At 70.7% G+C, this 20,018-nt stretch carries 18 protein-coding genes and 2 pseudogenes; 16 read left to right on the top strand and 4 right to left on the bottom strand.

Annotated elements, in window-relative coordinates; genetic code table 11:
• The first annotated feature begins 61 nt into the window (after positions 1-61).
• The gene (locus tag ACIQRL_RS18285; RefSeq protein WP_401332373.1) at positions 62-1,654 is read left to right on the top strand and encodes a Na+/H+ antiporter; all 1,593 of its coding nucleotides are present in this window, start codon (positions 62-64) and stop codon (positions 1,652-1,654) included.
• Between the two features lie 78 nt (positions 1,655-1,732).
• Here ACIQRL_RS18285 and ACIQRL_RS18280 read toward each other — a convergent pair whose 3' ends face one another.
• A complete protein-coding gene (locus ACIQRL_RS18280; RefSeq protein WP_401332371.1) occupies positions 1,733-3,145 on the bottom strand; it encodes a hypothetical protein in 1,413 nt (470 codons plus the stop codon).
• A 1,096-nt stretch (positions 3,146-4,241) separates the two neighbouring features.
• On the opposite strand from ACIQRL_RS18280, the gene ACIQRL_RS18275 reads away from it, so the two are divergent.
• From ACIQRL_RS18275 to ACIQRL_RS18250, 6 genes and pseudogenes are all read left to right on the top strand, one after another.
• Positions 4,242-5,051 carry an SDR family NAD(P)-dependent oxidoreductase gene (locus tag ACIQRL_RS18275; RefSeq protein WP_401332370.1) on the top strand — a complete coding sequence of 270 codons (810 nt, stop codon included), beginning with the start codon at positions 4,242-4,244 and terminating at the stop codon, positions 5,049-5,051.
• Between the two features lie 25 nt (positions 5,052-5,076).
• A complete protein-coding gene (locus tag ACIQRL_RS18270) occupies positions 5,077-5,160 on the top strand; it encodes a 50S ribosomal protein bL37 (RefSeq protein ID WP_401332429.1) in 84 nt (27 codons plus the stop codon).
• A gap of 73 nt (positions 5,161-5,233) precedes the next feature.
• Positions 5,234-5,403: pseudogene (locus tag ACIQRL_RS18265) on the top strand (transposase family protein); the annotation flags it as partial.
• 106 nt (positions 5,404-5,509) lie between these two features.
• The gene (locus tag ACIQRL_RS18260; RefSeq protein ID WP_401332368.1) at positions 5,510-6,508 is read left to right on the top strand and encodes an RNA polymerase subunit sigma-70; all 999 of its coding nucleotides are present in this window, start codon (positions 5,510-5,512) and stop codon (positions 6,506-6,508) included.
• A gap of 5 nt (positions 6,509-6,513) precedes the next feature.
• A complete protein-coding gene (locus ACIQRL_RS18255; RefSeq protein ID WP_401332367.1) occupies positions 6,514-6,810 on the top strand; it encodes a hypothetical protein in 297 nt (98 codons plus the stop codon).
• Positions 6,807-7,262 carry a DUF6069 family protein gene (locus ACIQRL_RS18250; RefSeq protein WP_401332365.1) on the top strand — a complete coding sequence of 152 codons (456 nt, stop codon included), beginning with the start codon at positions 6,807-6,809 and terminating at the stop codon, positions 7,260-7,262. The genes ACIQRL_RS18255 and ACIQRL_RS18250 overlap by 4 nt, the downstream gene beginning before the upstream one ends.
• A 553-nt stretch (positions 7,263-7,815) precedes the next feature.
• Here the strand turns inward: ACIQRL_RS18250 and ACIQRL_RS18245 are convergent.
• Positions 7,816-8,952, bottom strand: a complete 1,137-nt coding sequence (locus ACIQRL_RS18245; protein ID WP_401332363.1) for an FAD-dependent oxidoreductase — start codon at positions 8,950-8,952, stop codon at positions 7,816-7,818.
• Positions 8,953-9,391: 439 nt separating this feature from the next.
• Between ACIQRL_RS18245 and ACIQRL_RS18240 the strand changes: the two are divergent.
• Positions 9,392-10,005: pseudogene (locus ACIQRL_RS18240) on the top strand (substrate-binding domain-containing protein); the annotation flags it as partial.
• 10 nt (positions 10,006-10,015) lie between these two features.
• Here the strand turns inward: ACIQRL_RS18240 and ACIQRL_RS18235 are convergent.
• Together ACIQRL_RS18235 and ACIQRL_RS18230 are read right to left on the bottom strand one after the other, a co-directional pair.
• Entirely contained in the window at positions 10,016-11,242 is a 1,227-nt protein-coding gene (locus ACIQRL_RS18235) for an MFS transporter (RefSeq protein ID WP_401332361.1), read from the bottom strand.
• Positions 11,243-11,501: 259 nt separating this feature from the next.
• Complete coding sequence (locus tag ACIQRL_RS18230) at positions 11,502-12,413, bottom strand: LysR family transcriptional regulator (RefSeq protein ID WP_401332359.1); 912 nt, start codon at positions 12,411-12,413, stop codon at positions 11,502-11,504.
• Between the two features lie 126 nt (positions 12,414-12,539).
• Between ACIQRL_RS18230 and ACIQRL_RS18225 the strand changes: the two genes are divergently transcribed.
• The 8 genes from ACIQRL_RS18225 (at position 12,540) to ACIQRL_RS18190 (ending at position 20,002) form a co-directional block, all read left to right on the top strand.
• Positions 12,540-13,541, top strand: coding sequence for a fumarylacetoacetate hydrolase family protein (locus ACIQRL_RS18225; protein WP_401332358.1), 1,002 nt, complete (start codon positions 12,540-12,542; stop codon positions 13,539-13,541).
• The gene (locus ACIQRL_RS18220; protein ID WP_401332356.1) at positions 13,538-14,503 is read left to right on the top strand and encodes a cyclase family protein; all 966 of its coding nucleotides are present in this window, start codon (positions 13,538-13,540) and stop codon (positions 14,501-14,503) included. Before ACIQRL_RS18225 ends, ACIQRL_RS18220 begins: the two co-directional genes overlap by 4 nt.
• Before the next feature lie 23 nt (positions 14,504-14,526).
• Positions 14,527-15,657 carry an FAD-dependent oxidoreductase gene (locus ACIQRL_RS18215; protein ID WP_401332355.1) on the top strand — a complete coding sequence of 377 codons (1,131 nt, stop codon included), beginning with the start codon at positions 14,527-14,529 and terminating at the stop codon, positions 15,655-15,657.
• Positions 15,654-16,658 carry an amidohydrolase family protein gene (locus tag ACIQRL_RS18210; protein ID WP_401332353.1) on the top strand — a complete coding sequence of 335 codons (1,005 nt, stop codon included), beginning with the start codon at positions 15,654-15,656 and terminating at the stop codon, positions 16,656-16,658. Before ACIQRL_RS18215 ends, ACIQRL_RS18210 begins: the two co-directional genes overlap by 4 nt.
• A 12-nt stretch (positions 16,659-16,670) precedes the next feature.
• The gene (locus ACIQRL_RS18205) at positions 16,671-17,609 is read left to right on the top strand and encodes a VOC family protein (RefSeq protein WP_328455748.1); all 939 of its coding nucleotides are present in this window, start codon (positions 16,671-16,673) and stop codon (positions 17,607-17,609) included.
• Between the two features lie 91 nt (positions 17,610-17,700).
• Positions 17,701-18,672, top strand: a complete 972-nt coding sequence (locus ACIQRL_RS18200) for a fumarylacetoacetate hydrolase family protein (RefSeq protein ID WP_401332351.1) — start codon at positions 17,701-17,703, stop codon at positions 18,670-18,672.
• Positions 18,669-19,424, top strand: coding sequence for an SDR family NAD(P)-dependent oxidoreductase (locus tag ACIQRL_RS18195; RefSeq protein ID WP_401332349.1), 756 nt, complete (start codon positions 18,669-18,671; stop codon positions 19,422-19,424). Before ACIQRL_RS18200 ends, ACIQRL_RS18195 begins: the two co-directional genes overlap by 4 nt.
• Entirely contained in the window at positions 19,421-20,002 is a 582-nt protein-coding gene (locus tag ACIQRL_RS18190; RefSeq protein WP_401332347.1) for an SDR family NAD(P)-dependent oxidoreductase, read from the top strand. The genes ACIQRL_RS18195 and ACIQRL_RS18190 overlap by 4 nt, the downstream gene beginning before the upstream one ends.
• The last annotated feature ends 16 nt before the right edge of the window (positions 20,003-20,018 follow it).

Raw genomic sequence — 20,018 nt, 5'->3', positions numbered from 1 at the left:
TGCCGGGAAGTCTGGTCGGCGGGGAGCCACAAGGTCTCCTCCTCATGACCAGAGGGATGCCATGCGCGCGGTAGGGACAGTTCTGGCTCTCGTGGTCCTCGCCACCGTGGTGGCCACCTTCGCTCGCCACTGGCGTATCCCCGCACCCTCCCTGCTCGTGATCGCGGGCCTGGCCGTCGCCCTGCTGCCGGGCACCCCGGAGATCCAGGTCAGCCCCGAGATCATCGGCCTCGTCGTCCTGCCGCCCCTTCTGTACGCGAGCGCCGAGGAACTGCCCTGGCGCGACCTGCGCGCCGTGTGGAAACCGGTCGGAGTCCTGTCGACGGGCCTGGTCCTGGCCTCGGCGGCCGCGGTCGGGGCGGTCGCCTCCCTGATCACGCCACTGTCGTGGCAGATGGCGTTCGTGCTGGGCGCCGTGCTGGCGAGCACCGACCCGGTGGCGGTGACCGCGCTCGGCAGACGGCTGGCGCTGCCGCCCAGGGTGCAGGTGCTGGTGCAGGCCGAGAGCCTCTTCAACGACGCGACCTCCCTCGTCCTCTTCCGGGTCGCGGTGAGCGTCGCCGTGGCTTCGGCGGCGGTCGGCTGGGGTTCGGCGGCGGGAGAGTTCGCGCTGCTGGCGGGGGGCGGCATGGTCATCGGCGCCGCGGTCGCGGGCGTGGTGACGCTGATCCGGCGCCGAACCGAGGACCCGGTCCTGGAGACCGTGATCGCCCTGGTCACGCCCTACGCGGCCTACGTCCTGGCCGAGGCCGCGCACGCCTCGGGCGTCACCTCGGTGGTGGTCGCCGGAGTCGTCCTGGGCGGCCGGGGCGACGGCCTCACCAACGCCCGTATCCGCCTCCAGCTCCACGCCGTCTACGGCACGGTGGTCTTCCTGCTGGAGAGCGTGGTGTTCGCGCTCATCGGACTGGCTCTGCCGGCCCAGGTGCGGGCCCTGTCCGACGGCAGCCAGGCCTGGCCCCTGTACGCGCTCGCCGTCGCCGCCACGCTCATCGCCATGCGCCTGTTGTGGCTGGCGCCGCTGTCCGCGGTGGTGCAGCGCAAGGGCGGGATCCAGCCGATGAACTGGCGGGTGCCGGTCGTCCTGACCTGGGCCGGCACCCGTGGTGTGGTCCCCCTGGCCGCCGCCCTGTCCATCCCGGTGACCATGGAGGACGGGTCCACGCTCTCGGAACGCCCCCTCGTCCTCGTCCTGACCACCTCGGTCGTGGTCGTCACCCTCGTCGTCCAGGGCTTCACACTGGCTCCCGTGGTCCGCCGTTCGGGCATCGCCCTCGAACCCGACCACACCGAACGCGAGGAGGCCGCGGCCCGCTGCAGCCTGGCCAACGCGGGCCTGAGCCGACTGGACGAGATATCCGAACTGGAAGCCGTCCCCGACGTCGTCCTCGACCGGCTGCGCCGCGGCTTGACGGCCCGCCTCGACGACGCGAGCGATCGCCTCGGGCAGGCCGACGGCGACGGCACTCCGACGGAATCCGCCGACCTCACCTACCGCCAGCTGCGACGCGACCTGATCACGGTGGAGGAGGCCGAACTCCAGCGCCTCTACGACCGGCACCGCATCAGCGACACGACCCGCCGCCGACTGCAACGCTCGCTGGACCTGGAGGAGGCGCGACTCGCGGACGCCCACGGACTGCCCAGCGATTGAGGCCGGGCGCCGGCAGTCGATCCCGGGGCGGCCTGCCAGGGTCGTGCCCCTACGCCGGCGCCGAACGCTCCGAGCGCCTCAGCGGAACTCGGTGAGCCGTGGCCGCAGCCCCAGGGCGGTGAGCGCGGCCACCGAGGCCAAGGCTCCCAGGGCCCCCGGCAGCAGATCCCCCAGTGAGGAGCGGCCTGCCTGGACCGAGGCGGTGAAGTGCCGGCGATTAATGTCGGTCACCTTGTCCAGCGCCGTCATCCAGGCCCCGAAGTGCGCGTTCGACGTGCCCGCCTGCCAGCCCATGCAGAACGCGACGGCCTCGCGTTCCTTGCCCAGTGCGAGCAGGGCGCGGATCTTTCCGTCGTCGCGCTGGTATACGGCGTATGTCTCGACAGTCTTCTCCGCCGCGGTCCGCTCGCCGTCGAAGGTGACGTTGTCGAGTTCGCGCCGGAACTCGCCGGTGAAGCGCAGGTCGCCGTGGTCGGAGCGGTATGCCCGCCACGTCGTGGCGAGCTCGTCGTCGTACGTGGCGGGGGTCGCGTCCTTGAGCCCGTACAGCTCCTGCGACTTGGTGAAGAAGGTCCGCGCGTACTGCTCCCGGCGCTCGGGGTCGAGGAGATGGCGGCTCTCGTCGGCGTTCGCGTCGTAGGCGATCGCGCGGGCGCGGGAGAGCGCGACGACGGAGTCGAACGCGTCACGCCGTGCTCCGCGCAGATGCTCGGCGGTGGCCGACAGCGCCTGGATACCCAGGAGGACGGCGAGCAGCGCGCAGACCGTGGCGGCCAGGACGCCCGGGTTGAGGATCCGGTGGAAACGGCGGGCCAGGTACCACTGGAGGACGCCGAGGGAGACGAGGAGCAGTACGCCGAGGACGACGGCGAGGACGAGTTGGCCGGCCAGGGCCGAACGGGCTTGTGCGTAGCGCGTGTTGAACGCGCTGTCGTTGGAGTCCACCAGCTTCCGCGCGTCCGGGAGAAGTTGATTCCGCAGCAGGTCGGTGGCCTTGCGGTAGTCCACGAGGGCGGCCGGCTTGCCCCCGGTGCGGCCGTCGTTCTCCAGGGCGCGGCCTATGAGTTCTTGGTACTCGGCGAAGTCGTCGGTCAGGGACTCGACGGTGTGCTCGTCGGTGCGGTCGCCCTGGGCGGCGACGGCGAGTGTACGCAGGTCGTGGCCGATCGTGCGGCGGGCGTCCCCGTAGAAGCCGACCGCCTTCGCGTACGGCGTCGCCAGGCGCCCTTGGCCCGCGTCACCGCTGGACAGAAGGATGTTGGCGGCCTGCGCGTCCATGTCGTTCAGGGCGAGGTCGAGGTCGGCGGCGCTGGTGGTGCGCGGCGCGTCCCGTCCCGCGACGGCGTCCCAGGTGCCGAGGGCGGCGAGCCCGGCCGACGCGAGCAGCAGGACCAGGGCGGCGGCGAGCGAGACCACGGCCATGCGCAGGAGACGCAGCCGCGCGGGCAGGGTGGCCCAGTAGCGGCGGCGCAGAACGGCCCACGCGGCCACGGCCGCGCGACGAAGCCGACGACGACCCGGGACGCCCGGACCCGGCCCCCCTCCGGGCCGCGGGCCGGGTCCACCACCGGGCCGGGCGACAGGTCCGTGCTGGGGCTGTGCGCCGGTCCCGGCCACCGCCTCCGGACTGCGCGTGGTGACGGCCATGGGAGTCCCCCTGTTCAGCGAAGCCGCAACCCTGGGGGAGGCCACAGCCCTCCGGCGTCACGCCACGGACGACCGCCCGTGTCCCCGGTGCCGCTCAGTCTGGGACCGGTCTCGGCCCCCTGCGTCGTTCGTTGACGATGTCCTGACGCTTTCTCAGGTGGCTTTGACGACGCCTTGACGCCACCCACCGGCCGGCCGTAAGAGAGGCGCAAAATCCTTGCTCGGAAGGACAGTTCAAGGGTGCGGCCGGGCTAGATTTCCCTTCGGTCGCCGGAGAGGCCTCGGACGTCAGTGGCCTGCCCGCTTCCATCCTGGAAGCACCCGCGGACGCCTTCCTCGCCCGAGGGCGTCCGAACGGCCTCCCGACGGCCGAGCACGCGGCGGCGTTGTCGTCGTCATCGCGCCGCCGCTGCCCGTGCGCAGCTCTGCGGTGCCGGGATCCAGGCACCGCAGAGCCCGGCGGCCACCAGATCCCGTGCCGGCACGCCTGCCACGGCGCAACCTGATGCTGTACGGCCTCGGCGGGCTCGTCCTGTCCTTGGTCGGCATCGACCTGATCGATCTGATCGATCTGATCGATCTCCGGGGTGCCGGGCCTTGGCCGAGCCGCGCACGCTCCCGCACCCCGGCCGTCAAGGACGTGTATGCGCACGTCAGAAGCACATCAGAGAACGGCCTTCCGGCTTGCCCGGGGCATGCGCAACCGCTTCCATGGAGTCTGTGAACAGCGCCTGGCTCCTCTTCGACCGGCCGCCGAGTCCCGCTCGGCCGCTCCGTCGTGCGCCGCGCTGCGCGGAGACGTACGCGTCCTTCTGACGCGCTCGTCCGCGAACCGAGGGGCGTCGTGATCCGATCCGACGCCCCTTTCCCTCCTCACCTGCCCGCACGTGCACCGCCCCCTCGCCGGGGCTGTGCGCGTGCTCGTACCCCTGGACGAACCATGCCCGACTCCACCCTTTTCCCCCGTACCGTCCTCGTCACCGGCGCCACCTCAGGCATCGGCTACGAGACCGCCCGGCAGCTCGCCGAACGCGGTGCCACCGTGCTGCTGCACGGCCGTACCGCCGAGGAGGCGAGCGCAGCCGCCGACCGTCTCATCGCCACGGCCGGCATCGACGCGGGCCGACTGCGCACGTACGCCGCCGACTTCACACACCTCGACGAGGTCGAGTCCCTGGCGCGCCGTGTCGTTGCCGAGCACCCGCGCCTCGACGTCCTCGTGAACAACGCGGGCATCGCGGCGCCCGAGCGGCACACCGTCACCACGGACGGCAACGAGATCGCCCTCCAGGTCAACTTCCTCGCCCACTATCTCCTGACGTGCCTGCTGGAACCGGCGCTCACCACCGACCCCGGTGGGCGGGTCGTCAACGTCTCCTCCTCCCTGCACCGCACCGCGAACATCCAGTGGAACGACCCCAACCGCGCCCGCCGCTACTCCCGGCTCGCCGCCTACGCCCAGTCGCAGCTGGCGCTCACCGTCTTCGCCGCCGACCCGCGCGTGACCGCGGTCTCCGTCCACCCCGGCATCTGTGACACGGCTCTGCTGTCCCTGTACGCGCACGAAGGCGTCACGCCGGCCGAGGGCGCGGCGAACGTGGTCCGCCTGTGTGACCCGGCCGTCGAGATCGTCAACGGCGCCTACTACGACCGTGCCGAACGCGTCGAACCGGCCTCGGCCGCCACCGAGGACCGCACGATCAAGCGCCTCAACAAACTCGCCGACCTGCTCGTCGGTCGCACCGCTTGAACCTCCCCTCCAGACAACGGAGTTGATGCCCGTGTCGAAGCGCGCCCGCAAGAAGAGGGCCCGCCGCAAGAAGAAGGCGAACCACGGCCGCAAGGCGGGTCAGCGCTGAGCCCCAGGGGCGACCCGGCACCATGCCGGGGTCGCCCCACTCCCAGTAGGCCCTCGCAGGAATCCGGCTGTAGGCCTACGTCATCCCCGACGGCACGCCGATCCCGATCGACAGCGTGCACGATCAGAAGCCGTACCACTCCGGAAAGCACCGACGGCGCGGGAGGAACGTGCAGGTAATCGCGATGCGAAAGAACGCCTGGTCCGGGCGTCGACGGCACTTCCCGGCTCGGCACACGACCTGCCTGGATGAGAAGCGCTCAGCCATGCCGCCCGACCCTGGTGATGAGTTTTCGCGCCCGTACCCGTCACACCTACGACGGGGCACGGCAAGACGGAAGGATGGCGTGATGAGTGCGGACACGCGGGTGGAGGAGCTGGGTGTGAGCGGGCTGGGCGAGGTCGACGAGGCGGCGTTCTCGGGGCTGGCGGAGCGGCACCGGCGGGAGCTGCACGTGCACTGCTACCGGATGCTCGGGTCGTTCGAGGACGCCGAGGACACCGTGCAGGAGACGTTCCTCCGTGCCTGGCGGCGGCGGGAGACCTTCGAGGGACGGTCGACGTTCCGGGCCTGGCTGTACCGGATCGCCACCAACGCCTGCCTGGATCTGCTCGCCAAGTGCCGCCCGGAGCCCGCGACCGGCGGCGAGGTGCTGTGGCTGCAGCCCTACCCGGACCGGCTGCTCGACGAGCTGCCCGCGGGCGACGCGGACGAGCCGGAGACCGTCGCCGTCGCGCGGGAGACGATCGAGCTGGCGTACCTGGTCGCAGTCCAGCACCTCGCGCCGCGCCCACGGGCCGTGCTGATCCTGCGGGACGTCCTCGGCTGGCCGGCGAGGGACGTCGCGGAGCTCCTCGGGGACTCCGTCAACTCCGTGAACAGCGCGCTGCAGCGGGCCCGCGCCGGCATGCGGAAGCACCTGCCCGCCGAGCGGCAGGACTGGACCGACGGCGAACAGGACGCCGGGACGCGCGAGCTGGTGCGCCGCTATACCGACGCCAGCGTGGCCACGGACGTCGACGGGCTCGCCGCACTGCTGCGCGACGACGTCCGCTGCTCGATGCCGCCCACGCCGGGCCTGTACGTCGGCCGCGACGCGGTGGTGAACGACTGGGTCGAGAGCGGCTTCGAGGACATGAAGGGCCTGCGCACCGTCCTCACCTCCGTGAACCGGCAGCCCGCCGTCGCCTTCTACCTCTGGCGGGAGCGGCAGGGCGCGTACCTGCCGCTGACGATCGACGTCCTGCGCGTCACCGGCGGGGCGATCACCGAGATCGTCACGTTCCACGACGACCGGTTCCCGCGGCTCGGACTGCCGGAGCGCCTGCCGGCGGACGGCACGGAGTAGTCCCGGTGTGGACGCTCGCGCTGCGCGGTGGCGCGCGCGTCGCGGTGGTCGCGGCGGAGTGGCGCGACGCGTTCGGCGTCGTCACCCGCGGGCGGGTGCAGTTGGAGCTGCGCGACGGCGAGCCCGGGCCTGTCCTCGGACGCGACGCCGGATTCTGGCTCCGCGGCACCGGCGTCCGCGCCCTGCGGAACCCCGGCCGTCGCACGGCGAGGGTGCGCATCGTCACCCCCAGGTCCAGGACCGGCACATGCCAGTCGACACACCCCGTACCCCAGTTGCCGAATGACGGAGGAACGACATGAACGGCATGAATGACACCGGGGTCGGGGCCGACCCGACATCGGGCCGGACCAGTCACGCCCACCGACTCCGCGGGCTCGCCGGCACCGGCTTCATCGCCACGCTCGCGTCGATGGCGGCCACCACCCTCGCCGCTGCGCTTGCCCAGGCCGTCGGCGTCGACTTCGAGGTCCCCGATGGTGGCGAGACGATCCCGTTGTCCGGGTTCGCCGTGGTGACCGGAATCTTCTCGGTCGTGGGCATCGTCATCGCCGTCGCTCTTCTACGTTGGAGCGCTCACCCCGCCGAGCGATTCATGTGGACGGCCGTGTCGCTGACCGCGATCTCGTGGGTCCCGCCCCTCCTCTCCGGGGCGAACACCGCCACCACCACCGCCCTCCTCGGGCTGCACCTCGTCCCTGCGACGGTGATGATCCCCACCCTGGCGCGGAGCCTCCGCACCCGGACCGTTTGACGATCCCGCAACGGGACGACACGCCCGCAACCGAGCCCTGGCACCTACGCCTGCGGGAGGCGGTCACGCCGTAGCCATTCATCCAGCCTAGGTGCCAACTAAAATGCCTGGTCACACGCGCTGTGACCAGGCTCGGTAGTTGGAACCGGGTCACGTTCGTGACCTGCACCGATGCCAAGTGGCTTGAGCGGCTGGCCGCATGAAATCAGCAAGATAGTCGGCACTTGGGTACACCGCAGGTCACAACGCGTGTCGCCGTGGCTGGACTCCATGACGATCAGCCACCCTTCCCACCGGACGCCGACACAGCCGCCGAGGGTGACCGGGCGCGCCAGGAACGGGCCGGGGCGCGCCAGGTCGATCAGTTCGACGATCTCCGGCACGTCCGCCGGGCCCAGCGCCGGGTAGCCGGCGGCGCGGGCACCGGGGCCGGCGCCCACTGCCGGCGCGGCCTGCGGACCAGTCGACACCGATCGCACCGGGTTGTCGAGCGAGAGCAGATCCTCGGTGCGCGGTGAGAATTGGTGGGGGGTGCCCCTTCTTCGGGGACGGCTCAGTGACTCGTGGGACGCGGGCGTCCGAGCGCGAACCGGCTCGGTCCGGGCTCTCCGCGTACCAGCGCGGCCGCCAGCTCGCCGATGACCGACGCGAACTTGAAGCCGTGCCCGGAGAACCCTCCCAGCACGGTGACCGGGCCCTGCCGGTCGATGACGAAGTCATGGTCGGGGGTGGTGGTGTACAGGCAGGTCACGGCCTCGGGCGCGGTGTGGTCCACGCCGGGGAGCCAGCGCTCGGCGTACGCCGCCAGCTCTTGCAGGATCGCGGCGTCCGGGGTGCGGTCGCGCCGGTCGGGGTCGACGACCGGGCCGACGCCGTGGAAGCCCGCCTTGACGCCGTCGGTGCTGCCGAGTCCGTACACCCCGTCAGCGGCGAGGCCGTCCACGGGCAGCGCGGCGCCCGGGTGGTGAATGTAGCTGGGCCAGGTGAGCGCGTCCGCCGCGGGGAAGTGCGCGGGCTGCTCCTGGGTGACACGCAGCACCGGCACGCCGCCGACCAGCGGAGCGGTACCGCCGCCCAGCATTCCGGGCGCCCAGCCGCCGACGGCGACCACGACCGCATCGGCGCGCAGTTCCTCCTCCGTGTCCGTGACCACCCGGACCTCGGCGTCGCCGTGCACCGACAGCCCGGTCACCCGGACGCCGTGCCGGACCTCCGCGCCGTGCGCCCGCGCCCCCTGCTGGAAGGCGGTGACCGCCTCGTCGGCGTGCAGGCGTCCGGCCTCCGGGTGGAAGACCGCACCGGTGTCGGCGCGCAGCCCCGGCCAGCGCTCGGCGACCTCCTCCGGGGCCAGCCGCTCGGCAGGGTGTCCGGCGACGGTCAGCGCCTCGTACAGTGCCTCGGTCGTGGCGGCCGGGCCGTGGTCGACGGCTCCGGTGAGGGTGAGCACCTGCCGTCCCGTCTCCTCCTCCAGCTGCCGCCACAGCGGCAGCGACCGCACGGCGAGACCGACGTAGAAGGGGTCCGTGTAGGCCAGCCGGAAGATCCGCGAGGTGCCGTGCGAGCTGCCCCGGTCGTGGCCGGGCGGGAAGCGCTCCAGCAGGGTGACGCGGTCACCCTGGGCAGCAAGCCGCCACGCGGCGGACGAGCCCATGACCCCGCCACCGATGACGACGACTCGACGAGAAGACACGATGCTCGATCCTTTGGTGAACGATCCGGACCGACCGGGCAACCGGACGCCCCGAGGTTGTCTGGTGCGACCTGCAACTTTCTATCAGCCGTCAGCCCGGAGCGAACCGGCCGGGTCGCCGCCGCCCGCCCTCTGTGCCCGTCGACACGCTGGACCGTGCTCCAACTCCCCTTTCCCAGGCTGGTTTGCGAGCGAACCAGGACCATTCGGACCGCAAGGCCCATACGTTGCAGCCAGGGGCTGATGTCGCGGTCGGCTCGATGTACCTCTTCGCCCCTACGATCCAGAACGCGGAGCGTTCGACGTGACATGGCAGAGGCCCGGAGAGGCGCCCGGCACGCTGGTCACTGTCGCCGAGTCGAGTCGGGTCGGGTCGGGTCGGGTAGCAAGTCGTGGGACCTGCTGGCCAACTGCCACCCCCGAGCACGGCCCACGCCCCCGCCGCAACGGGGTGCCGTTCGTCATCGCGGACCAGAACGCACCTCAGCCGGGCGCCTGTTCGGTCGGCATCGACGACGTCGCGGGAGGACAGGCCGCCGTGCGCCACCTGATCCAGCAGGGACACCGGTCGATCGGCTACGTCAGCGGACCCGACTGTCTCCAGCAGGTTCGGGACCGGCGCCGGGGAGCGGCCATCGCCGTCAACCTGGCCGGACTCCCGGCGGAGTCCCTTCGGGACCTGCCGTGTCCGGCGCTCACCGTGGGCGCCGGCAGGGACGCCGGGCACAGGATCCTCGGCCTCAGAAAGCGCCCCACCGCCGTCTTCTGCGCGAACGACCTGCTTGCACTCGGCGTGATGCAGGCACTGTACGAGGCCGGTCTGCGGGTGCCGGAAGACATCGGAGTGGTCGGGTACGACGACATCGAGTTCGCCGCGTCCGCGCTGTTGTTCCGCTCACCTCTGTGCGACGACCGACCCTCACGTTGGGCCGGGAGGCAGGCCGACTGCTGCTTGAGGACACCGCCGAACCTGCCGCGCACGAGCGCACCCACGTGGTGCTGCAGCCGGAACTGGTCGTGCGCCGGTCGACCATGCGGACGCCGGCGCGGTGACCCGAGTGAGTCAGATGCTTTCGGGAACATGCTGGGGCAGCGTCTTCGGTGATCGGCGGGTCAGGGGAAGCAGCGCGGCCGAGACCAGCATCGTGAGCAGGCCGAGCAGCACGACGGCCGAGGCCAGCGTGCCCAGCATGCCCTTCGCGGCCAGCAGGGCGAGCGGGCAGGCGAATTCACCCAGGAAGAAGGCCGCCGTCCACAGACCGGTGCCACGCCCGCGATCGGCGAAATCGAGCCGGGACAGCGCCAGCGTCAGCAGGGAGGGAAGAAGCAGCCCCGTACCGACGCAGTTGACGACGGCGCCGACGATGACAAGGGCGACGTGGTCCGTCGCCCCCATCAGCAGAAAGCCCACGGCGCACAGGAGGAAGAGGGCCGGCATACGGCGGCGTGGCCGATCGGTGAGCCTGGTGAAGAGCACCGAGCCCAGGACGGTGGCCGCGCTGGCCAGCGCCGTGACCGCACCCACCACTCCGGTGGACCGCACGCCCAGGTCGTCCATGAGATACGCCATCTCCACGGGCACGGTGTAGAAGACCACCGCGCCGAAGACGGTCAGCAGACAGATCCCCGCCATGCGCCGCAGCGGGAAGGGGTGTTGGCCGGCTGTTGCAGACTCAGCCGTCGGATTCGGAGTGGGCAGCACCCTGGCCATGGCCGGAGCGAGCAGCAGGCCGACGGCGTACAGCCAGAAGGGCGCCCTCCAGCCGATCGAGCCGAGGGCCCCGCCAAGGACGAAGAAGAGTGTGGCGGACGCCGATGCGCACATGGTCTGCAGGGCGAGGTACCGGTCACGGGTCCGTCCGCTGTAGTAGTCGCCGATCAGCGTGGTGCAGCACGTCATGATGGCCGCTTCGGCGACGCCCACCAGGACACGGCTGAGCAGGATGCCCACGAGCGAGCCCAGCCACAGTGGGGCGGTGCCGAACAGCGCGTACAGCACGGTGGCTACGACCAGCAGGCGCTTGCGGCCGAGCCGGTCGACGAGGACACCGGCGAACGGGGCGAGCACGGCCAGGGAGAGGGCCGGGACGGTGAGCACGAGCGGGACGAGAGCGGCGCTGCCCGGGACGTGTTGGAATGCGTCCTGCATGCGTGGCAGGACCGGAGCGATGAGGACAGCTCCCAGGATCGGCAGGCAGCTGCCGGCCATCAGCAGCACGGCGGGCAGCCTGCCCCAGACGGCCGGGTCCCCCGTACGTTCGTGAGCGGGCAGGGCGGCGGAAGCGGGCATGGCGGCACTCCGTGGGACGTGAGGAAGGGAGGAGCGCCGTGTAGCGGACCGGGCCGAATCGGCTGTGCAGGCGGCCCCCGCAGTCGGCTCACGGGCGCGGTGGTGTCCCACGACTATGCGTTCCGGGTCTCGGCCTGCCCACCCCTCACGTCATCCAAGTTGCCGATGCCTTCGATCCATCGTGTGGATAGTGATGTCATGGGCTGCGGCGGGCTTCAGCGACTTCCCGCCCAGTGGGCCGCTACAGCCGGCTCGCCGCTCAGCCCCGGGGGCCCAGACGGGCTCCGACGCGCGCGGCGGTCTCACGCAGCCAGATGTGTGCCGCGTCATGCGTGTGCACCGGGTGCCACCACAGTGCCTCTCTCAGCGGTACGGCTTCATAGGGCGGCTCCACCACCTTGACGGCGGCGATGGGTGCCATCAACTGGGCCATACGTGCCTGGACCAGCGCGATGCGCCGGGTGCCCGCGACCAGCAGCGGCAGCGACTGGAAGCTGTCGACGGAGACTTCGACCCGCGGTTCGATCCCCAGCATGCCGAGCTGGCGTACCGCTGGGGCGTCGTACGTTCGCTGGTACGTCACCCAGGGAAGCCGGGCAAGGTCCTTGCGGGTGAGCCGGTCGTCGACGCTCGGGTGGTCCCGCGCGACGAGAAAGACCCAGCGGTCGTCATAGAGGTCGGTGGCGGGGAAGTCGCTGATGACGCCGTGCGGCATGAACAGACCGTCGCTGGCGCTCAGCAGGGTGGCGGTGTCGTCCACCACGGTCGTCGGGGTCTGGGAGAAGCGCAGCCGGATCCCGGGAGCCTCCTCATGGATCACGCGAGCCAGCTCGGTGCCGAAGATCGCCACGGCGTAGTCGGACGCCATCAGCTTGAATTCCCGGTTCTCCTTGGCCGGGTCGAAGTAGGCCTGGCTGGCGAAGAGGCGTTCCAGCACGTCATAGGCGGTCGAGGTCCGGTCCAGAAGGACCTGCCCCAGCGCGGTCAGCTCGTAGTGGCCGCCGACGCGGACGAGCAGGTCGTCGTCGAAGTGCCGGCGCAGCCGGGAGAGGGCAGCACTCATCGCCGGCTGGCTGAGGCCGACACGCTGCCCGGCACGGGTGACGTTGCGCTCCTCCAGCAGGGCGCGCAGAGCGACGACGAGGTTGAGATCCAAGCGGGCCAGGTTCATGAAAGTCCCTCTACAGAGCGATGCCGACCCGGAGCAATCCATGACATGGATGTAGTTCATCCACGGAATCGATTTCCCTGATCGATGGTGCGGGGTCCAGATTAGTCCCACCGCAATCAGGAGGACATGTCCGTGAAACCTGAATCCGCGTCCGCACTCTTCGCCGGACCGTTCGCCCTCGCGACTCTCTCGGCCCCCGACGGGCCCCGCTTCCCCGCTCTCGTCATGCCGGACGGCAACGCTCTCGACCTTCGGTCCGCACTGGGTGACGAACAGCTGACCGTGCTGAGCCTGCTGGATCGCTGGGACAGGGCCCTGCCGCAGCTGCGTGCCCTGGCCGCCGACACCGGCGTCAGCCGCACGCCGATCACGGACTATCACGTCCATGCCCCGGTCGAACCGCGCCAGGTCTTCCAGTCGGGTGCGAACTACCGGCAGCACGTGATCGACCTGCACGTCGCCCACCGTGCCCCCGGCGACGACCGGTCCGAGGCCGAACGGCGAGCGGAAGCGGCCGAGATCATGGACCGGCGGGCTACCGAGGACCTGCCGTACGTGTTCATCGGCCTGCCCAGTGCGATCACGGGTCCCTACGACGACGTCGTGCTGCCCGCCTGGGCCGAGAAGCCGGACTGGGAACTGGAACTGGCGGTCGTGATCGGCCGCCCCGCGTACCAGGTGTCCGTCGCGGAGGCATCCGCGCACGTCGCGGGCTACACGATCGCCAACGATCTGACCGACCGGTCGACCGTCTTCCGCAGGGACATGCCGCAGATCGGCACCGACTGGCTGCGCAGCAAGAACGCGCCCGGCTTCACACCGCTCGGCCCGTGGATCGTGCCCGCCGAGTCCATCGCCGACCCTGACGACCTGCGGGTGACGCTGAAGCTCAACGGCGAGACCATGCAGGACGAGTCCACCAAGGACATGATCTTCAAGGTCGCGCGGATGGTGTCGTACGCCTCGCAGACGGCGCGTCTCCTCCCGGGTGACCTTGTACTCACGGGCAGCCCGGCCGGCAACGGCATGCACTGGGGCCGCCTCCTGCGTGACGGTGATGTGATGGAGGGCTCGGTCACCGGGCTCGGCGTCCAGAGCACCCGGTGTGTGGCGGAGGCGAAGGCATGACGGCCGTCGATCCCCGCGATCCGGAAGGCGCGATCGCGCTGGCGGCCAAGATGTACTCCAACTGGGGCCGCTGGGGCGAGGACGACCGGCTCGGCACACTGAACTTCCTGGACGAGGGGAAGCGCCGCGAAGGTGCCGGTCTCGTCCGGCGCGGGACCAGTTTCTCCCTGTCGCAGTCCTTCGACATGAACGGCCCGCAGAAGGGCTGGCGGCGGCGCACCAACCCGGTGCACACCATGCTGGACACCGGCACCGACGCCGCGCTCGGCCACCAGGGCTTCCCGCACGGCATCGGCGGCGCCGACGACGTGATCGCCATGCCGCTCCAGTGCTCCACGCAATGGGACGGGCTCGGGCACATCTTCGATCACGGCAAGGCGTGGAACGGTCGCGCGGCCGAGAAGGTCGTCACCTCCGACGGCGACCTGGTCACCGGCATCGAGCACATGGCTCCCCATGTCGCCGGACGCGGCGTGCTCCTGGACGTGGGACGGGTCGTGGGCACCGCCGGCGAGCTGCCCGACGGATTCGCCATCACCGAGGAGCACCTGGCCGCCACCGCGGAAGCTCACGGTGTGAGCGTGGGACGCGGTGACATCGTGCTGATACGCACCGGTCAACTGACCCGCGTACGCCGAGACGGGTGGGGCGACTACGCCGGCGGACCCGCGCCGGGGCTTTCCTTCACCACGGCCGGCTGGCTCCACGGCACCGAGATCGCGGCGATCGCCACGGACACCTGGGGCTTCGAGGTCCGTCCCAACGAGTTCGAGAACGCCTTCCAGCCCCTGCACCAGGTCGCGATCCCCAATATCGGCCTCCTCATCGGGGAGATGTGGGACCTGGAAGCCCTGGCCGAGGACTGCGCGGCGGACGGGGTGTACGAGTTCCTGCTCGCCGCCGCGCCCCTGCGCATCACCGGCGCCGTCGGTTCCCCCGTCAACCCGATCGCGATCAAGTGACGCGCTCAGCAAGGGAGTCCTCCATGAGCACAGCCCGCACGGTCCTGGTGATCGGTGGTGGCGCTGCCGGAAACGCCATGACGATTCTGCTGCGCCGGGCCGGTCTGACCGTTGACCTGATCGAGGCGAAGGACGACTGGAACGCCACCGCCGGTTCAGGCATCACCCTGCAGGGCAACGCCTTGCGTGTGCTGCGCGAACTGGGCGTGTGGGAGGAGGTCAGCGCGTCCGGTTTCGGTTTCGGTTCCGTCGGCATCACCGCTCCCGACGGAACGGTCCTGCACATCGCACGCGACATTCGAACCGGCGGCGACGACCTGCCCGCCACCGTCGGCATGCAGCGCCCCCGGCTGCAGCGCATCCTGATCGACGCCGTCCGTGCCAGCGGCGCATCGGTGCGCCTCGGCACCCGGGTCGAGCAGCTGGAGCAGGACGTCACAGGGGTGAGCGTGCGCTTCACCGACGGCACCGAGGGCCGCTACGACCTGGTGATCGCCGCCGACGGACTGGGTTCCACCACCCGTGCGGCCATCGGCATCACCGCCAAGCCGGAACCCACCGGCATGGCCATCTGGCGCGTCGCCGTCCCCCGGCCGGCCGGCGTCACCCGCACGGATCTCGCCTACGGCGGTCCGGCCTACATCGCCGGTTACTGTCCGACGAGCGACACCACGATCTACGCCTACGTGGTCGAGGCCCATCGCGACCGGGCGTCGATCCCGCCGGATTCCTACGCCGACGAAATGCGGGGCCTCGCCGCCGCCTACGGAGGATGCTGGCCGGAGATCACCGAGCACATCACCGATCCGGCGAAGGTCAACTACACCTGGTTCGACCGGATGCTGGTCGAGGGCTCCTGGCACCGGGGCCGTGTGGTCCTCGTCGGTGACGCCGCCCACTGCTGTCCGCCCACTCTCGCGCAGGGCGCCGCCCTGTCCCTGGAAGACGCGTGGGTGCTCTCGCGTCTGCTGACCAGCACCGAGGTCTGGGACGACGCGCTCTTCCAGGCGTACTACGACCGGCGTATCACCCGCGTCCGTCCGGTGGTCGAGGCGTCCGTGCAGATCGGGCAGTGGCAGCTCGACGGCGTACGCGACGCGGACGTACCCGGTCTGATGGGTCGCACGATGACGATGCTCAGGGAGCTGCCGTGACCTCACCGACCGTCGACATCCACGCTCACGTGCTGCTGCCCGAAGTCGAGTCCCTCGTCGACGGCCTGCCCGGACTGGCGATGGCGAGAGCGCTGGATGCCCGGCGCAACGGCCCCGCGGCCCTCGCGGTCAGCGGCCCCATGGTGCGCGAGCGCATCCCGCGGCTCACCGACCCGGCCGCACGGCTGGCCGCGATGGACGCACAGGGCGTGGACGTCCAGCTCGTCAGCCCCTCACCCTCGCACTACCACTACTGGACGGACGAGGAGACGGCCGAGAAGCTGTACCGGCTGGCCAACGAGGCGACAGCCAGGCACTGTTCAGCCGCTCCGCACAGGCTGCGCGGCCTCGGGTTGGTGCCGCTCCAGCACCCGGACCACACGGTGGGGGCGCTCGATCACGCGCTGGAGCAGGGCCTGGCCGGGGTGGAGATCTCGAGCCACGCCCCGGGCCTGGAACTGTCCGACCCGGCCTACGAGCCGTTCTGGTCGCGAGCGGAGGAAACCGGCGCCGTCATCTTCCTGCACCCCTTCGGATGCACGCTGGACGAGCGCCTGGACCAGTGGTACCTGTCCAACACCGTCGGCCAGCCCACGGAGAACGCCGTGGCACTGTCGCACCTGATCTTCTCGGGAGTGCTCGACCGTCACCCGGGGCTGAAGGTGATCGCCGCCCACGGCGGTGGCTACCTGCCGACGCACATCGGCCGCTCCGACCACGCCTGGTCCGCCCGCACCGACGCGGCCGCCGGCTGCGCTCACCCGCCCAGCAGCTATCTGAAGCGCCTGTACTTCGACTCGCTCGTCCACGACCCGTCCGTCCTGGGGGAGCTGATCCGGGTCGCCGGGCCCGACCGTGTCCTGCTCGGCTCCGACTTCCCCTTCGACATGGGCACGAAGGACCCCGTGGGCGCTCTGCGCGCCGCACGTGTCTCCGAGGCCGACTTCGAGGCCATCCGGGGCGGTACCGCCTCCGCCCTGCTCAACCTGACCCTGTCCTGAGGAGGAACCCTCATGAGCGCACGACTGCTCACCCATCTGCGGCACGTCGACCTGGCCGTGCCCGACTACGACAAGCAGCTCGACTTCTACGCGGGTGTCTGGGGTCTGACCAAGGTCGCCGAGGACTCCGGGATCTCCTTCCTCGCCGCCGAGGGCTCCCCCGAGCAGTACGTCATCAGGCTGCGCAAGGCCGAGGAGAAGCGCCTCGACCTCGTCTCCTACGGTGCCGCTTCGCCGGCTGACGTGGACACTCTCGCCGAACAACTCCTCTCCGGTGGCGTGCGGTTGATCACGCAACCGGGCAAGGTGGACACACCCGGCGGGGGTTACGGCTTCCGCTTCTTCGACGTGGACGGCCGGACCATCGAGGTCTCTGCCGACGTGGCGGTACGGCAGCACCGCAAGATCGAGGAGAAGGAGTCGATCCCGGTCAAGCTGTCCCACGTCGTGCTCAACTCCCCGGATCTGGACCGGACGAAGGAGTGGTACGAGCAGCACCTCGGCTTCCGGCTCTCCGACACCCTGAGCTCGCCGCACATGGGCGAGGTCATGCACTTCATGCGGATCTCCAACCAGCACCACTCGATGGCACTGGCGAAGGGACCGCACGCCTCCCTGCACCACGTGTCGTTCGAGATGCGCGGCATCGACGAGTACATGCGCGGCTCCGGCCGTGTGATCCGGGCCGGATTCAAGAAGATCTGGGGCCCCGGCCGCCACATGGCCGGCGACAACACCTTCACGTACTTCCTCGACCCGCACGGCAACACCGTCGAGTACACGACCGAGCTGGAATGCCTGGACGAGGACACCTGGCACCCGCACGTCTACGACTTCTCCCAGCCCGAGGTCACCGACCAGTGGGGCACCGCCAACCCGATGAACGAGCTCGTCGCCAAGGAGTCCTTCAACGACCCCGACCGCGGCTGCTTCGTCGCCCCGCCGGTCTGATCCCTCTCCGAACTCCCGGGGCGCGGCAGCCTGTCACCTGCCCAGACACACGGCGCCGCGCCCCGGGCCCAGCCCCAGCCAGGAGCTGCTCATGCGCTTCGCCGCCTACGAACACCGGCATCAACCCCGCGTCGCCGTGGTCGACGCCGATGGCGTGCTGTATCCCGTGCCCGGCCTCCGCTCGTTGACCGAGGTCATCAGCGCCGGCGGCGGTCTCCCCGCACTCCTCGATCTCGGTGCCGCCACCCTCGACGTCCCGGCCGGCCCCCACGTCTCCCAGGTACGCCTGCTGCCACCGCTTCGGCCCGCCTCCGTACGGGACTTCGTCACGTTCGAGGAGCATGTCGAAGGCGTACGACGCTCGGTGGAGGGAACAGGCGGCGTGCCCGAACAGTGGTACACCGCGCCCACCTTCTACTTCACCAACCCGCACGCGATCTACGCGTCCGGCGACGACATTCCGATGCCGCCGGGCTCCTCAGTCCTGGACTTCGAGCTGGAGGTTGCCGCGGTCATCGGCCGCGAAGGCCGTGACCTCACTCCCGACCTGGCACGCGATCACATCATCGGTTACACGGTCTTCAACGACTGGTCCGCACGGGACCTTCAGTCCGCCGAGATGAAGGTGGGTCTCGGCCCGTGCAAGGGAAAGGACACCGCCACCACCCTCGGCCCGTACCTGGTCACCGCCGACGAGCTCGAGCGGCATCGGGACGACGACGGCTTCCTGAGACTGGCCCTTACCGCCGAAGTCAACGGCGAGGTCGTCGGCAGGGATCTGCTGTCCAACATGAGCTGGACGTTCGAGGAAATGGTCGCGTACGCCTCCCGCGGCACCCGGGTCGTCCCGGGCGACGTGCTCGGCTCCGGCACCTGCGGAAACGGCGGCTGCCTCGCCGAACTGTGGGGCATACGCGGAGAACAGACCCCGCCGCCGCTCAAGCCCGGCGACACCGTCACGCTCACGGTCGAGGGCATCGGCACCGTGTCCAACACCGTCGCTCCCGGCACTGAACCCATCGCACTCCCCGCCGGCCGACGCCGCTCCCGGGAGAGGCCGTGAGCGACCCGCACCCCAAGAGGCTGCTCGGCAAGGTCGTCGTGGTCACCGGAGCGGCCCGGGGCCAGGGGGCCGCCGAGGCCGAGGCACTGGTGCGGGAGGGAGCCCGCGTCATCGCCACCGACGTCGCATCCGCCGAGGGTTGCCGTCGCCTCGACGTCACCAGTGAGAAGGACTGGGCGGATCTGGCCGCCGAGCTCAAGGAGGCGTACGGGCAGGTCCACGGCCTGGTGAACAACGCCGGCATCACCTGGCGGGCCCGCGTCGGCGACGTGCGCCCCGAAGACCTGGCACGTGTCCACGCGGTCAACGTGGGCGGCCCGCTGCTCGGCATCCAGCACCTCGCCCCACTCATGCCGCCCGGCTCATCCATCGTGAACGTGGGTTCCTCCGCCGCCCTCACCGCTCACTACCCGGTCGCCTACACGACCAGCAAATGGGCCCTGCGCGGCCTGTCGAAGACCGCGGCCACGGAACTCGGCCCGCGCGGCATCCGCGTCAACACGATCCACCCCGGCTACATCGAGACCGAGATGACCGCCTCCGCCGCACCGGCCTTCCGCGAAGCCAACATCCGCGAGACCCCGCTCGGGCGCACGGGCACCGCGGCCGAGGTGGCCCCGCTGGTCGTCTTCCTCCTGTCGAACGAATCCTCCTTCATCACCGGCGCGGAGATCGCCGTCGACGGCGGCCTGACCGCGCACGGCGGCGTGAAGTCCGTGTCGGACGCCCTCCTTGGGGAGGCCGGCGCGTGAGGCGACTCGACGGCAAGGTGGCCTTGATCTCCGGCACCGCCGACGGCCAGGGGCGAGCCGCGGCACTGCGTTTCGCCGCCGAGGGCGCGCTCGTCGTGGGAGGCGACCTGCTGCACGAGCAGGCACTCGACACGCAGCGGCTCATCGCCCGCGAAGGCGGGACCGCTCCGACCCCCGGCCCCCTGGACGTCACCAACGAGCAGTCCGTCTCCTCCTGGGTCCACGAAGCCGTGGACGCCTTCGGCGGCATCGACATCGTCTACGCCGGAGCCGATCGCTTCGGACCGGTCGACAGCCGGCTCTGCAAAGACTTCGCCTTCACCATGCGGGCCGAGCTGGACCCGGTACCTCTGGCCGTTGCCCGAGCCGCACCGCCAGCGGTGCGGCTGACCGCTCTGGCGCTCGCCGAGCCCGACGCCGGACGCGCCCACGCCGAAACCCTCACCCACCTGTGCGGCCTGTCTCAGTCCCAACTGGACTACCTCTTCGACCGGTTCATCCGTACGAAGGTCCTGGAGGCGTGGCAGTGCGACGGTGACGCTGGTGAAATCCACTGGCGGCCACGTGTTACCGAGTAGGTGGCACCTGAACTCA

It is taken from the genome of Streptomyces sp. NPDC091209 (assembly GCF_044757755.1).
In the GTDB taxonomy this organism is placed as follows: Bacteria; Actinomycetota; Actinomycetes; order Streptomycetales; family Streptomycetaceae; genus Streptomyces.
The sequence above is the reverse complement of the archived record's forward strand: the minus strand, read 5'-3'. Positions and strand labels throughout refer to the sequence as shown.